The organism is Telluria sp. RT2P19 (genome assembly GCF_059685725.1).
The window spans coordinates 408,228-420,771 of record NZ_JCASIL010000002.1; the positions used below are offsets into that span (position 1 = coordinate 408,228).

Here is a 12,544-nt window from a genome sequence, read left to right on the forward strand (position 1 = left end):
CGCTCACTTGCCGATCTCGTACTTGCCGCCACGCTCGAGCGCGCGCTGGTAGGCGGGCCGGCCATGGATGCGCTTCAGGAAGCCGGACAGGTTCGGGTATTTGGCATCGAGCCCGCCGCGCGCGGCGGCCGCCTCCAGCGGGAAGCTGAGCTGGATATCGGCCGCGGTAAACTCTTCGCCGGTAAACCAGGGATGCTTGTCCAGTTCCGCTTCCAGGTAGCCCAGGTGCAGCGCGATCTGCGGCAGCACGAAGCTGCGCTTGACCTTCTGGGCGATGCCGCGCGCGATCGGCTTGACGAAGAACGGCATCGGGCTGCTCTCGACCTTGTCGAACACCAGCTTGAGCAGCAGCGGCGGCATCGCCGAGCCCTCGGCATAGTGCAGGAAGTGGGTATAGCGCAGGCGCGCCGGGGTGCCCGCCGCGGGCTGCAGGCGGCCGTCGCCATGGCGCTCGACCAGGTACTCGACGATGGCGCCCGATTCGGCCACGACCAGGTCGCCGTCGGTAATCACCGGCGACTTGCCCAGCGGGTGCACGGCCTTCAGCTCGGGCGGGGCCAGCATGGTCTTCGGGTCGCGCTGGTAGCGCTTGATCTCGTATTCCAGGCCCAGCTCTTCGAGCAGCCACAGGATGCGCTGCGAGCGCGAGTTGTTCAGGTGGTGGACGACGATCATGGCGCTTCTCGATGCTGATAATGGCCGCTAGCTTAGCACCGTTGGGCCTTTGCCAAAAGGCCGGAGGAGGCCGGGGGCAAGCTGGGTGCGCCAGCGCACGACCGCGCACCCAGGGCCCGTGTATCGTGGCAGGCATGAGCGGATCGACCTACATCGGCATCTCGGGCTGGCGCTACGTGCCGTGGCGCGGCAAGTTCTATCCGCCTGGCCTCGCCCAGCACCGCGAGCTCGAATACGCCGCCAGCCAGCTGCCCAGCATCGAGATCAACGGCTCGTTCTACGCCTTGCAGCGGCCGGCCAGCTATGCCGCCTGGTATGCGGCGACGCCGCCCGGCTTCGTGTTCAGCGTCAAGGGCAACCGCTTCCTGACCCATATGCTGCGCCTGCGCGAGGTCGAGAAACCGCTGGCCAATGTGCTGGCCTCGGGCATGTTCGAGCTGCGTGAAAAGCTCGGCCCCATGCTGTGGCAGTTCCCTCCCAACTTTTCCTTCGACCCGGAACGGTTCGAGGCTTTCCTGTCCCTGCTGCCGCATGACACCCACGCGGCGGCCGAACGCGCAAAGGGTTACCAGGAACGCATGGAAGGTCGGGTCGCCCTCGATCCCGGACCGGACAAGCGACGGCTGAGGCACGCGGTCGAGATCCGCCACGAGAGCTTTCGCGACCCGGCCTTCATCGCCCTGCTGCGCAAGTACAAGGTGGCGCTGGTGGTGGCCGATACCGCCGGCCGCTGGCCGCAGATCGAGGACGTGACGGCGGACTTCATGTACGTCCGCCTGCATGGCGACAAGGAACTGTATGCGAGCGGCTACGACGACGAGGCCATCGCGCGCTGGGCGAACAGGATCCGCGCCTGGCGCGATGGAGGACAGCCGCAGGATGCCTGCCTGGTCTCGGGCAAGGCCCCGCCCAAGCGCGGCAAGCGCGATGTCTACTGCTACTTCGACAACGACATCAAGGTGCACGCGCCATTCGACGCGCAGCGCCTGATCGCGGCGCTGAAGGACTGAATATCGTCAGCGCTGGTGCAGCTTGATCACGCGGTGCTTGCCCGGCGGGTCCGGTTGCTTGGGTGCGCAGCCGCTGCCGCAGCCGCCGCCGCCGCAACCGCCGCCGGACTTGTCGAGCCAGCGGGCGATGGCCGAACGCTTGCCGCCGCGGGTCAGGTGCGTGACCAGGCGCGTGCGCAGGCCGGCCGGCATGTACTTCGCGCCCAGGTACAGCGCGGCGAGCGAGACGATGATGACGACGGCCAGTTCCTGCATGACTCAAGCTCCGGTAATGGCGAGGGTGACGCGGTAGACGATGAAGGCTGCCACATAGGCCAGGCCGAACATATAGCCGGCCATGATCCAGGCGTACTTGCGGCTGCCGGTTTCGCGGGCCACGGTGGCCAGCGTCGGCAGGCAGTGCGGTGCATACACATACCAGGCCAGCAGCGCCAGGCCGGTGGCCAGCGACCACGATTGCGCGATCAGCGGCGCCAGGGTGTCGCCGACTTCGTCGCCGCCCGACAGCGCGTACACAGTGCCCAATGCGCCGACCGCCACTTCGCGCGCGGCCATGCCCGGCACCAGCGCGATCGCGATCTGCCAGTTGAAGCCGATCGGCGCCAGGATCACTTCCAGCGCGCGACCGATCATGCCGGCCACGCTGTAGTAGATCGGCGGATTGGCCGCGCCTTCAGGGGCGCCCGGGAAGCTCGACAGCAGCCAGAGCAGGATCATCATGGTCAGGATCAGGGTACCGACCCGCATCAGGAAGATCTTGGTGCGCTCCCACAGGCCCGAGGCCAGCGCGTTCAGTTGCGGCCAGTGGTAGGCCGGCAGTTCGAGCATCAGCGCGTGCTGCTTGTAGGTGCTGCGGCGCTTCATGAACCAGGCCACCGCCATCGCCGACAGGATGCCGGCCATGTACAGGATGAACAGCACCAGGCCCTGCAGGTTCAGGATGCCGGCCACCTTCTGGTCGGGAATGAAGGCCGCGATCAGGAGCGCATACACGGGCAGGCGCGCCGAGCACGTCATCAGTGGTGCGATCATGATCGTCACCAGGCGGTCGCGCGGATTCTGGATCGTGCGCGCGGCCATCACACCGGGAATCGCGCAGGCAAACGAGGACAGGAGCGGCAGGAATGCGCGGCCCGACAGGCCGACGCTGCCCATGATGCGATCGAGCAGGAAGGCCGCGCGCGGCAGGTAGCCCACGTCCTCGAGCAGCAGGATGAAGAAGAACAGGATCAGGATCTGCGGCAGGAACACCAGCACGCTGCCGACGCCGGCGATGATGCCGTCCACGATCAGGCTGTGCAGGATGCCTTCGCCCAGCAGGTCGCCGACAAACTCGCCCAGCGCGCCGACGCCGGCCTCGATCAGGTCCATCGGCGTGCCAGCCCAGCTGAACACGGCCTGGAAGATCAGGAACATCAGCGCGGCCAGAATGATCGGGCCGGCGACCGGGTGCATCACGACGTTGTCGATCTTCTCGGTCAGGTTGCCGGTGTCCTTCGCGGTGGAAACGGCGGCGGCCAGGATGCGGCGTACTTCGCGCTGGGTCTCCTCGACCGGCACCGCGTCGATCGCCGACAGCGGATTGGCCTTGACCGGCGCGTCAAAACGCATGCGATCCAGTTCGGCGAGCAACGCCTGTTCGCCGCCCGACTGGATGGCGACGGTTTCCACCACCGGCATGCCCAGTTCGTGCGACAGTTTCGCAGTGTCGATCTCGATGCCGCGCTTCTTGGCGACGTCGACCATGTTCAGGATCAGCACCATCGGCAGGCCCAGGCGCTTGAGCTCCAGCACCAGGCGCAGGTTCAGGCGCAGGTTGGTGGCATTGACCACGCACAGCACGGCGTCCGGCGCGGCCTCGCCGGCGCGCAGGCCGGCCACCACGTCACGGGTGATGCCTTCATCCGGCGTCTGGGCGTTCAGGCTGTAGGCGCCCGGCAGGTCGAGCACGCGGAAATGCCGGCCGGCCGGTGATTTGAAACTGCCTTCCTTGCGCTCGATCGTGACGCCGGCATAGTTCGCGACCTTCTGGCGCGAGCCGGTGAGACGATTGAAGAGCGCGGTCTTGCCGCAGTTCGGGTTGCCGAGCAGTGCGACCAGTGGCGTGCGCGCAGCCACCTGTTGTTCCATGACTCCCATGCGATCAATCCGCCTTGATCGAGACCAGGGCCGCTTCGAAGCGGCGCAGCGCGAAAGTCGACTCGCCGACCTTGACCGCCAGCGGCCCGCCCAGCACCCGCTTGAGGACACGGATGCGCTCGCCCGGCACGAAGCCCAGCTCCATCAGGCGGCGCTGCACGTCGATGCCGCCCTGCGCATGCGGCGCCAGCTGGACTACGGTGGCACTCTGGCCCGCTTTCAGCGAGTCGAGTGTGGACAGGGTGGGGGCTAGGGTCATGGCAGCGTCCAAATGATTGTTGCGCTTATGAGACAGCGACAGGATGATGCCGACATCATAAACCTAAATGCGAACTATTACTATTTGCAGCTTGTCATTGCCTGGACGAAAAGCACAAAAAAAGTGCACACGATATGCAAAATCTGCTTGCGTTTGCCGCCGAGTTTACAGAAAATATCAACGCAAATGAGAATGATTCGTATTTTGTAGCCTAAACAGCAAGGGTAGTTTCGATGATCGTCTGTGTCTGCAACAACATCTCCGACCGTGAAATCCGCCAGGCGGCCGACCTGGGTATCTCTTCCATGGCAGAACTGCGCAAGGAACTGGGCGTTGGCACCATGTGCGGCAAATGCGTCAGTTATGCGCGCGAAGTCCTGCACGAGCATATCGACAGCAAGACCACCATCACCGAAGTGCGCCGCATTCCGCAGACCGCCTGAATTCCCGGTTCTGCCATCCACGAGAGCCCCGTCCATGACGGGGCTTTGTCGTATCTGGACTCCCTGCTCCCGCATTATTTTCCAATTAAGGAAACCGGACTGACATGTACGTCTTCATGAAATGAATGGCGATTTCATTTCATTTTGGCGGTAGCGAGAAGCGTTTTCATACTGGAGTGAGAACGGTTGCTATTACGGCGCAATTCGCGGCTTTTTCTTCGATTTAATGCGATTTTTTGGCCATTTTTACCTCTTTTGAGGGCATGTCATGGCGGCTTGTTTGCTATCATTGAGGCCATTCAAATATCACCAGGGGCACCCCATGAAAGGCGATCAAAACGTTCTCCGTCTGCTGAACGCACAGCTGACCAATGAACTTACCGCAGTCAATCAGTATTTCCTGCATGCGCGCATGTACCGCCATTGGGGCCTGGAAAAGCTGGGCAAGAAGGAATACGACGAATCGATCGGTGAAATGAAACACGCCGACAAACTGATCGACCGCATCCTCATGCTGGACGGTCTGCCGAACCTGCAGGCGCTGCACAAACTGCTGATCGGCGAATCGACCCAGGAGATGCTGGAATGCGACCTGAAGCTCGAACGCGCCGCGCAAGTGACCGTCAAGGAAGGCATCGCCGCTTGCGAAGCGGCTGCCGACTACGTGTCGCGCGACCTGTTCCTGATGATCCTGGAAGACACCGAAGAACATATCGAGTGGCTGGAAACCCAGCTCGACCTGATCGTCAAGGTCGGCATCCAGAATTATCTGCAGAGCCAGATCGCTACGTGATCCGATATGGCTGGCGGTGCGTCCTGCGCCGTCGGCCGATCACGCCTGCTCAGGTTCCCGCGTCGCGGGAACGGCCCGATCAACGCGACTGAAAGTTGTCAGCGCCAGCGCGTCATCCACTTGTCGTAGAACCCCATGTCCCTCGGCACCGCGCCGGGAATCGCGCAGATCGCGCCGGCGAATTCGTTCGCGCGCGCCAGGCTCGTTTCCAGCGGCCAGCCGCGCATGCGCCCGAGCAGGAAGATCGCCGCGAAGGCGTCGCCCGCCCCCACCGTATCGATCACGAATGGTGGCGCCGGATGGTCGCGCTGGGTCAGCACCTGGCCGTCGCTCCCGAAATACACCGAACCGCGATGGCCCAGGGTGACCAGCAGCGCGTCGAGCGAGAACATCTTCAATAAAGCCTGGCACGAGGCATGCACCTCGTCGGCCGACAGCGCGGGGTCTTCGGGCTTGATCTGGAAGTACCAGCCGAACAGCACCTGCAATTCTTCTTCGTTGACCTTGACGATGTTCGCCGCCTGCAGCGAGCGGGTGACGCCGCGTTCGTCGTACTGGCCGTCGCGCAGGTTCAGGTCGAGGAAACGCGCAGCCATGCCGGTGCTGGCGTCCAGCACGGCCGCGAGCGCGCGGCGCGACACCTCGTTGCGCTGGGCCAGCATGCCGAAATAGACGACGCCCGGCGCAATGCCGTCGACGCTGGCCAGCGCCGCGGCGCGGTCGATGTAGTCATAGGCCTGGTCGGGCAGGATCGTGAAGCGGTGGCCGCGCGCGCCGCGCTCGACCAGCACGCGGCCGGTTTCTTCCAGCGGGTCGACCTGCAGCCCGGCCTCGCTCATGGCAAAGCGCTCGAACTCGGCGCGCACCAGCTGGCCGCTCTTGTCGGCGCCGATGCGGGTGATCGCCAGCACGGGCGCCATGAAGGCGGCCAGGTGGCGCGCCACATTGAACGGCGCCCCGCCGACGACCTGCTCGGCGTTGAAATCGTCGACCAGCGCTTCGCCGAAGACCACGGCGCTGGCCATGCCCTGCGCGCCGCTCACGCGAGGAAGGGGACGGTGTCCTTGAACGACTGGCGTTCGGACAGTTTATCGAACAGGCGCGCCAGGTTCGGGTAGTCGCCGCGCCAGTCGATGTCGGGGAAGCGGAAGGCGATCCAGCCCAGCGCGCAGCCGACGGCGACGTCGGCCAGCGAATAGTGGTTGCCGGCGCAGAAGCTGGATTCGCCCAGGCGCTCGGACATCACGCGCAGGCCGGCGTGCACCTTGCCCCACTGGCGGGCCACCCACTCGGGGCTTTGCTGGGCTGGGGGCCGCAGCGTGGTTTCCAGGCGCACCAGGATGCCGGCGTCGAGCACGCCGTCGGCCAGCGCTTCCCAGACCTTGACCTCGGCGCGGTCGCGGCCGTTGGGCGGCAGCAGCTTGCAGACCGGCGTCAGGGTGTCGATGTATTCGGCGATCACGCGCGAGTCGTACAGGGTGCTGCCGTCTTCCATCACCAGGCATGGGATCTTGCCCAACGGATTGGTCTGCTGGATGGTGGTGTCGGCGGCCCAGACATTCTCTTGAATAAACGAATAGTCGAGCTTTTTTTCCGCCATCACGACACGGACCTTGCGGACGTAGGGGCTGGTGACAGAACCGATGAGTTTCATGGACGCACAAAGTTGAAGATCGAAACCCAGTATAGCATCGGGCCCTGCCGCAAAACCTGCGCTGTCGCCGCCCGCATACATCTCCCAAGCGCAGGATGCGCAAGGGTTCGAATGCCTTCCGGTGGTAAAATCCGCGTTTTTGCCCGGACCGCCCGCCATGACCTCTACCGCCCTGTCCCCAGCAGTTTCCCCGACATTGTCGGCCCTGTCCCCGCTCGACGGCCGCTACGCCACCAAAACCGACAAGTTGCGCCCGATCCTGTCGGAAACAGGTTTCATGCACCACCGGGTGAAGGTCGAAATCGCGTGGCTGCAGGCGCTGTCGCAGGCCGGCTTTGCCGAGATCAAGCCGTTCTCGAACGAAGCGATCGCTCACCTCGACCGGATGGCGGCGGATTTCAGCGAACAGGATGCGGCGCGCATCAAGGAAATCGAGGCGGTCACCAACCACGACGTCAAGGCGGTCGAGTACTGGCTCAAGGAGCAAGTGAAGGATGTGCCCGAACTGGTCGCGGCCAGCGAATTCATCCACTTCGCCTGCACCTCGGAAGACATCAACAACACTTCGCACGGCATGATGCTCAAGGCCGCGCGCGACGGCGTGATGCTGCCGGCATTGCAGGCGATCATCGCCAAGCTGACGCAGATCGCGCACACCAATGCGGCGCTGCCGATGCTGTCGCGCACCCACGGCCAGACCGCCAGCCCGACCACCCTGGGCAAGGAATTCGCCAACGTGGTCGCGCGCCTGCAGCGCGCCGTCAAGCGCATCGCCGACGTTGAAATCCTGGGCAAGATGAATGGCGCGGTCGGCAACTACAACGCCCACCTGTCGGCCTACCCTGAATTCGACTGGCCGGCGTTCTCGAAGGACGTGATCGAACAGCGCCTGGGCTTGACCTTCAACCCATACACGATCCAGATCGAGCCGCATGACTACATGGCCGAGATGTTCGACGCCATCGCGCGCACCAATACCATCCTGCTCGACCTGAACCGCGACATCTGGACCTATGTCTCACTGGGTTACTTCAAGCAGAAGCTGAAGGCCGGCGAAATCGGTTCGTCGACGATGCCGCACAAGGTCAACCCGATCGACTTCGAGAACTCGGAAGGCAACCTGGGGCTGGCCAATTCGGTGCTGCGCCACATGGCCGACAAGCTGCCGGTCTCGCGCATGCAGCGCGACCTGACCGATTCGACGGTGCTGCGCAATATCGGCGTCGGCTTCGGCTACGCCCTGCTGGCCTACGACAGCTGCCTGCGCGGCCTGAACAAGCTGGAAGTGAACGCCGCCCGCCTCGAACAGGACCTGGACGCGAACTGGGAAGTGCTGGCCGAGCCGGTGCAGACCGTGATGCGCCGCTACGGCATCGCCAACCCGTACGAGCAGCTGAAGGAACTCACCCGCGGCAAGGGCATCACCCGCGACGCGCTGCGCGAGTTCATCGAGACGCTGGCCGTGCCGCAGGAAGCCAAGGACTTGATGCTGGCGATGACGCCGGCGAACTATACGGGCCTGGCGGCCAGGCTGGCTGCGGATATCTAAGAGTCGGTTCCGCATTTCCAAGCGTCGGCTTTCGCACGTCGTTCCCGCGCAGGTGGGAACCCGAGTTCTTGAAGCAGCCACTTGCGCTTGACATAGTGGCAGCACATGAAACCTGGGTTCCCGCCTTCGCGGGAACGTTGGTGTCTGGTTCAGCTAAAGTGCAGCTTCCAGCTGCTGCAAGCGTCAACCTTCAATAATCCCACCGCAATCTGACGCCCACCCTGCGCTCGAACCGGGCCCAATACGTGCTGGAGCCAAACTCCGCATGCCCGCCGTTCAGGTTCTCTCCCACCACCGACAAGGCCAGAGCTGGCCGCAGCCGCCAGCCGAAGCGCGCGTCCAGCGCTGTATACGACGGCACCCTTGACGCCGGCATGGCGCCGGCGCGGCGCAGCGTGATGTCGATCTCGCGCGCATCGTCGATGTTGTAGCTCGAGCGCAGCTGCACCGTATGCGACGGGTCGCGCCGCGCCGTGGCCAGCCCGGCCACGTCGGTGCCGCCCGGTTTCAGGCGCAGGCGCTGGTGCAGGGCCGTCCAGCCGGCCGACAGGCGCCAGCGCGGCATGGCCTGCCAGCTGCCCCAGGCCTCGATGCCGCTGCCGCTGCCTTCCATCAGGCTGGCGAACACCAGGTAATGACGGGTTGGATCAAGCTCTTGCGTGCGCAGGTGATCGTAGTCGTGGTGATACAGGGTCACCGTGTACGACAGCGCCTGCGCCGGCTGGCCGCGGTAGCCCAGCTCGAGCACGCGCGCCACTTCGCTGCGCACCCCGGATCCGCCGCGCAGGATATACGGCGGGTGACCCGGCACCCAGGCATCGACGTCCAGGCGTGCCGGCGCGCGCACCGTGCGCGCCGCCGACGCCCAGAACGCATGCTGGAGCGAGGGCCGCCACGACAGGCGGGCGCTCGGCAGCCATTCGACGCCGGTGTAGTGGTTGTACTCGACCCGTCCGCCCAGGATCAGGCGCCACTGCTCGCGCACGGCGATTTCGTCCTGCACGAACACGCTGCCCCAGCGCTGCGTGGTGCGGGCCGGCAGGAAGGCGACCCAGCGGCTGTTGCCGACGCGGTCGCGGGTGTGGCGGTAGTTGGCGCCCCACACGATGGCGTGGCCGCCGATCGCCGGCAGGGTGTGCTGGAACTGCAGGTCGGCCGTCGCCAGGCGCTCGGTGAACAGCGGCAGCGCCTCGCGCACCGTGTGGTCGAGGTAGGCCTGCGCCGCGACGTTGCCGCCGTCTTCCAGCATGCGCTGCCAGCGCGCCGTCAGGTTGGCGCCGTCCGATCGCACGCGCGCGAGCTGGGCCGGACCGCCCGGGGTGGCGAGTTCACCGGGAGCCGGCTGGTCGAGGCGCCCCTGGTAGACGTTGCCGATTACCGAATACAGGTCGCCGCCCCGTTCCCAGTCGGCGCGCGCGCCGACCAGCGCGCGGCGGTAGCGGTCGTCGATGCGCCCGCCGCCGACGCGGTCGCCGTCATCGCGGCGGATGGTTTTTCCGAAGGCGCGCCAGGCCACGCCGCCGGCACTGGTGCCGCCCTGGCGGAAGGCCGCGCCGGCGCTGCCGTCGTTGGCGCCATGCACCGCCACCAGCGCGCCCTGCGTGTCGCGCGCGGAGCGGGTGGTAATGTTGATGACGCCGTTGACCGCATTGAGGCCCCACAGCACGCCGCCCGGACCGCTGACCACCTCGATGCGCTCGATATCTTCGAGCAGCACGTCCTGCGCGTCCCAGAACACGCCCGAGAACAGCGGCGTATAGACCGAACGCCCGTCGATCAGCACCAGCAGCTTGTTGGCCAATACGCTGGCGCCGCTATTGAAGCCGCGCGCGCTGATCGAATAGGCATAGCCGTTGATGCGCGCCACGTGCAGGTTGGGCGCCAGGCGCAGCGCCTCGGGCAGCGATTCGGCGCCGGAGCGGCGGATATCGTCGGCCGTGATCACGAACGCCGCCGCCGGTGCGTCCTGCAGGCGCTCTGGACGCTTCGAGACCGACATCACCTGGATATTGGCCAGTTCCTCGATCGACAGGTCGGCCAGGTCAGCCTGGCCGCCGGGGGCGGCCGCGGCAGGTAGCGACAGGCACACGGCTGCGCCCGCGGCCAGCACAAGGCCCCTGCAGCGATAACTGAAAAACGCGCTCATCACCTGATTTTACATTCAGCAGCGCTGCATGTGCACTTTGTACAAGTCCATGCTAGTGTTGCTGAAGAAAATTGCACTCGTCAGCACGGTGATCGCTTTTTTGCTATAGTTGGTTAGTTCTAACTCGTACTAGTTACCCAAAGACAACATGCGCCGCTATACGCTGCCCGCCATCGTGCTGCACTGGCTGATCGCCATCGGCATCATCGGCACCTTCACGCTGGGCCTGGTGATGACCGATATCCAGGGCATCAGCATGGCCAAGCTCCGCTATACCAACTGGCACAAATGGGCCGGCGTCACGGTGCTTGCCCTGGCCGCGCTGCGCCTCTTGTGGCGCCTGTTCAACCACCCGCCGCAGTACGCCGACGCCATGCCGGCCTGGCAGCGCGGCGCCGCGCACGGCCTGCACATCCTGCTGTACGTGCTGATGTTCGCAGTGCCGCTGTCGGGGTATTTCTTCAGCCTGGCGGCCGGCTTCCCGGTCGTGGTGTTCGGCGAGATCCCGCTGCCGGTACTGATGGGACCCGATCCCGAACTCAAGGCCGTGCTGCGCGGCGTGCACTACTGGCTCAATATGCTGCTGGCCGGCCTGGTGGCCCTGCACGTGCTGGCCGCGTTCAAGCACCTGCTGGTCGACCGCGACGGCGTGATGCAGCGCATGCTCCCCATCCCTATCCCGAAAGAGAAACCATGAAACCATTCAAGGCCATGCTGGTCGCGACCCTGGTCGGCGCCAGCGCCCTCGCCGCCGCCGTCCCGCTCAAGACCGATCCCGCCAAGAGCAGCGTGTCGGCCGTGTTCAAGCAAATGAACGTGCCGGTCGAGGCGCCGTTCCGCACTTTTACCGCCAATATCGACTATGACGCGGCCAAGCCGGCCGCCTCGAAAGCCAGCGTCGATATCAACACCGCCAGCTTCGACATCGGCGACCCGATGTACAACAAGGAAGTCGCCAAGAAGGAATGGTTCAATTCGGCGCAGTTCCCGAAGGCCAGCTTCGTCTCGACCAGCATCGCGCCGGCCGGCGCCGGCAAGCTGAACGTCACGGGCAAGCTGACCATGAAGGGCAAGACCGCGGACGTGACCTTCCCGCTGGCGGTCAAGGCCGAAGGCGGCAAACAGGTATTCGAGGGACAGCTGCCGATCAAGCGGCTGGCCTTCAACATCGGCGAAGGCGAGTGGAAGGACACGAGCATGGTCGCCGATGAAGTCGTCATCAAGTTCCGCGTCACCGCAGCACCATAATTCACCACCACACCACAGAAGGACATCACCACATGAAGATCAAGCACCTGATCGCGGCCGCCGCCGCCCTCGCCGCCAGCACCGCTTTCGCCGCGCCGGTCACCTATGACATCGAGACCAACCACACCTACCCGAGCTTCGAAGCCGACCATATGGGCCTGTCGGTATGGCGCGGCAAGTTCAACTCGTCCAAGGGCACCGTCGTCCTGGACCGCGAAGCCAAGACCGGTTCGCTCGACATCACCGTCGACATCAACAGCATCGACTTCGGCCACGAGAAAATGAACGAGCATGCCAAGAAGCCGGACATTTTCGATGCCGCCAAGTACCCGACCGCGACCTTCAAGTCGAAGTCGATCAAGTACACCGGCGACGTGCCGACCTCGGTCGACGGCGAACTGACCCTGCACGGCGTGACCAAGCCACTGACCCTGCAGATCAACAAGTTCAAGTGCATCATGCACCCGATGCTGAAAAAAGAAGCCTGCGGCGCCGACGTGGTGGGCACCTTCAAGCGTGACGACTTCGGCATCAGCTTCGGCCTGCCGAACTTCTCGCCGGAAGTGAAGCTGGCGATCCAGGTCGAAGCCGTCAAGCGCTGATCGATCGAACCATGTACAAAGCCCCG

At 64.7% G+C, this 12,544-nt stretch carries 14 protein-coding genes; 7 read left to right on the forward strand and 7 right to left on the reverse strand.

What is annotated here, in order from left to right:
* Window positions 1-3 precede the first annotated feature (3 nt).
* Window positions 4-675: a glutathione S-transferase gene (locus tag AC56KW_RS04010; RefSeq protein WP_497169426.1), complete on the reverse strand. Its 672-nt coding sequence runs from the start codon at window positions 673-675 to the stop codon at window positions 4-6.
* A gap of 134 nt (window positions 676-809) precedes the next feature.
* Between AC56KW_RS04010 and AC56KW_RS04015 the strand changes: the two genes are divergently transcribed.
* Window positions 810-1,685: a DUF72 domain-containing protein gene (locus tag AC56KW_RS04015; RefSeq protein WP_497169427.1), complete on the forward strand. Its 876-nt coding sequence runs from the start codon at window positions 810-812 to the stop codon at window positions 1,683-1,685.
* 6 nt (window positions 1,686-1,691) lie between these two features.
* On the opposite strand, the gene AC56KW_RS04020 is transcribed toward AC56KW_RS04015, so the two are convergent.
* From AC56KW_RS04020 to AC56KW_RS04030, 3 genes are read right to left on the reverse strand one after another with little or no spacing between them, the layout of a single operon-like run.
* The gene (locus AC56KW_RS04020) at window positions 1,692-1,940 is read right to left on the reverse strand and encodes a DUF6587 family protein (RefSeq protein ID WP_497169428.1); all 249 of its coding nucleotides are present in this window, start codon (window positions 1,938-1,940) and stop codon (window positions 1,692-1,694) included.
* Window positions 1,941-1,943: 3 nt separating this feature from the next.
* Entirely contained in the window at window positions 1,944-3,824 is a 1,881-nt protein-coding gene (gene feoB, locus AC56KW_RS04025) for a ferrous iron transporter B (RefSeq protein WP_497169429.1), read from the reverse strand.
* A 4-nt stretch (window positions 3,825-3,828) separates the two neighbouring features.
* Window positions 3,829-4,083 carry a FeoA family protein gene (locus AC56KW_RS04030; RefSeq protein ID WP_497169430.1) on the reverse strand — a complete coding sequence of 85 codons (255 nt, stop codon included), beginning with the start codon at window positions 4,081-4,083 and terminating at the stop codon, window positions 3,829-3,831.
* A 233-nt stretch (window positions 4,084-4,316) separates the two neighbouring features.
* On the opposite strand from AC56KW_RS04030, the gene AC56KW_RS04035 reads away from it, so the two are divergent.
* Window positions 4,317-4,526: a (2Fe-2S)-binding protein gene (locus tag AC56KW_RS04035; protein ID WP_497169431.1), complete on the forward strand. Its 210-nt coding sequence runs from the start codon at window positions 4,317-4,319 to the stop codon at window positions 4,524-4,526.
* 322 nt (window positions 4,527-4,848) lie between these two features.
* Entirely contained in the window at window positions 4,849-5,319 is a 471-nt protein-coding gene (gene bfr, locus AC56KW_RS04040) for a bacterioferritin (protein ID WP_497169432.1), read from the forward strand.
* A 98-nt stretch (window positions 5,320-5,417) separates the two neighbouring features.
* Here bfr and AC56KW_RS04045 read toward each other — a convergent pair whose 3' ends face one another.
* Both AC56KW_RS04045 and AC56KW_RS04050 read right to left on the reverse strand, forming a co-directional pair.
* Entirely contained in the window at window positions 5,418-6,344 is a 927-nt protein-coding gene (locus AC56KW_RS04045; protein ID WP_497169433.1) for a PfkB family carbohydrate kinase, read from the reverse strand.
* Window positions 6,345-6,358: 14 nt separating this feature from the next.
* Entirely contained in the window at window positions 6,359-6,973 is a 615-nt protein-coding gene (locus AC56KW_RS04050; protein ID WP_497169434.1) for a glutathione S-transferase C-terminal domain-containing protein, read from the reverse strand.
* A gap of 157 nt (window positions 6,974-7,130) precedes the next feature.
* Between AC56KW_RS04050 and purB the strand changes: the two genes are divergently transcribed.
* A complete protein-coding gene (gene purB, locus AC56KW_RS04055; protein WP_497169435.1) occupies window positions 7,131-8,522 on the forward strand; it encodes an adenylosuccinate lyase in 1,392 nt (463 codons plus the stop codon).
* Between the two features lie 190 nt (window positions 8,523-8,712).
* On the opposite strand, the gene AC56KW_RS04060 is transcribed toward purB, so the two are convergent.
* Complete coding sequence (locus AC56KW_RS04060) at window positions 8,713-10,668, reverse strand: TOL_0244 family TonB-dependent receptor (RefSeq protein ID WP_497169436.1); 1,956 nt, start codon at window positions 10,666-10,668, stop codon at window positions 8,713-8,715.
* Window positions 10,669-10,816: 148 nt separating this feature from the next.
* Here AC56KW_RS04060 and AC56KW_RS04065 point away from each other — a divergent pair, with 148 nt between their 5' ends.
* The 3 genes from AC56KW_RS04065 to AC56KW_RS04075 are packed head-to-tail and all read left to right on the forward strand — an operon-like array spanning window position 10,817 to window position 12,518.
* Entirely contained in the window at window positions 10,817-11,365 is a 549-nt protein-coding gene (locus tag AC56KW_RS04065) for a cytochrome b (protein WP_497169437.1), read from the forward strand.
* Window positions 11,362-11,916 carry a YceI family protein gene (locus AC56KW_RS04070; RefSeq protein ID WP_497169438.1) on the forward strand — a complete coding sequence of 185 codons (555 nt, stop codon included), beginning with the start codon at window positions 11,362-11,364 and terminating at the stop codon, window positions 11,914-11,916. The genes AC56KW_RS04065 and AC56KW_RS04070 overlap by 4 nt, the downstream gene beginning before the upstream one ends.
* A gap of 32 nt (window positions 11,917-11,948) precedes the next feature.
* Window positions 11,949-12,518: a YceI family protein gene (locus AC56KW_RS04075; RefSeq protein ID WP_497169439.1), complete on the forward strand. Its 570-nt coding sequence runs from the start codon at window positions 11,949-11,951 to the stop codon at window positions 12,516-12,518.
* The last annotated feature ends 26 nt before the right edge of the window (window positions 12,519-12,544 follow it).

Excerpts from the sequence above, each read along its gene's own strand:
- bfr (WP_497169432.1), top strand. The coding sequence starts at position 4,849 with ATGAAAGGCGATCAAAACGTTCTCCGTCTGCTGAACGCACAGCTGACC.
- AC56KW_RS04065 (WP_497169437.1), top strand. The coding sequence starts at position 10,817 with ATGCGCCGCTATACGCTGCCCGCCATCGTGCTGCACTGGCTGATCGCC.
- purB (WP_497169435.1), top strand. The coding sequence starts at position 7,131 with ATGACCTCTACCGCCCTGTCCCCAGCAGTTTCCCCGACATTGTCGGCC.
- AC56KW_RS04020 (WP_497169428.1), bottom strand. The coding sequence starts at position 1,940 with ATGCAGGAACTGGCCGTCGTCATCATCGTCTCGCTCGCCGCGCTGTAC.
- AC56KW_RS04050 (WP_497169434.1), bottom strand. The coding sequence starts at position 6,973 with ATGAAACTCATCGGTTCTGTCACCAGCCCCTACGTCCGCAAGGTCCGT.
- AC56KW_RS04030 (WP_497169430.1), bottom strand. The coding sequence starts at position 4,083 with ATGACCCTAGCCCCCACCCTGTCCACACTCGACTCGCTGAAAGCGGGC.
- AC56KW_RS04075 (WP_497169439.1), top strand. The coding sequence starts at position 11,949 with ATGAAGATCAAGCACCTGATCGCGGCCGCCGCCGCCCTCGCCGCCAGC.
- feoB (WP_497169429.1), bottom strand. The coding sequence starts at position 3,824 with ATGGGAGTCATGGAACAACAGGTGGCTGCGCGCACGCCACTGGTCGCA.
- AC56KW_RS04015 (WP_497169427.1), top strand. The coding sequence starts at position 810 with ATGAGCGGATCGACCTACATCGGCATCTCGGGCTGGCGCTACGTGCCG.
- AC56KW_RS04010 (WP_497169426.1), bottom strand. The coding sequence starts at position 675 with ATGATCGTCGTCCACCACCTGAACAACTCGCGCTCGCAGCGCATCCTG.
- AC56KW_RS04045 (WP_497169433.1), bottom strand. The coding sequence starts at position 6,344 with ATGGCCAGCGCCGTGGTCTTCGGCGAAGCGCTGGTCGACGATTTCAAC.
- AC56KW_RS04070 (WP_497169438.1), top strand. The coding sequence starts at position 11,362 with ATGAAACCATTCAAGGCCATGCTGGTCGCGACCCTGGTCGGCGCCAGC.
- AC56KW_RS04035 (WP_497169431.1), top strand. The coding sequence starts at position 4,317 with ATGATCGTCTGTGTCTGCAACAACATCTCCGACCGTGAAATCCGCCAG.
- AC56KW_RS04060 (WP_497169436.1), bottom strand. The coding sequence starts at position 10,668 with ATGAGCGCGTTTTTCAGTTATCGCTGCAGGGGCCTTGTGCTGGCCGCG.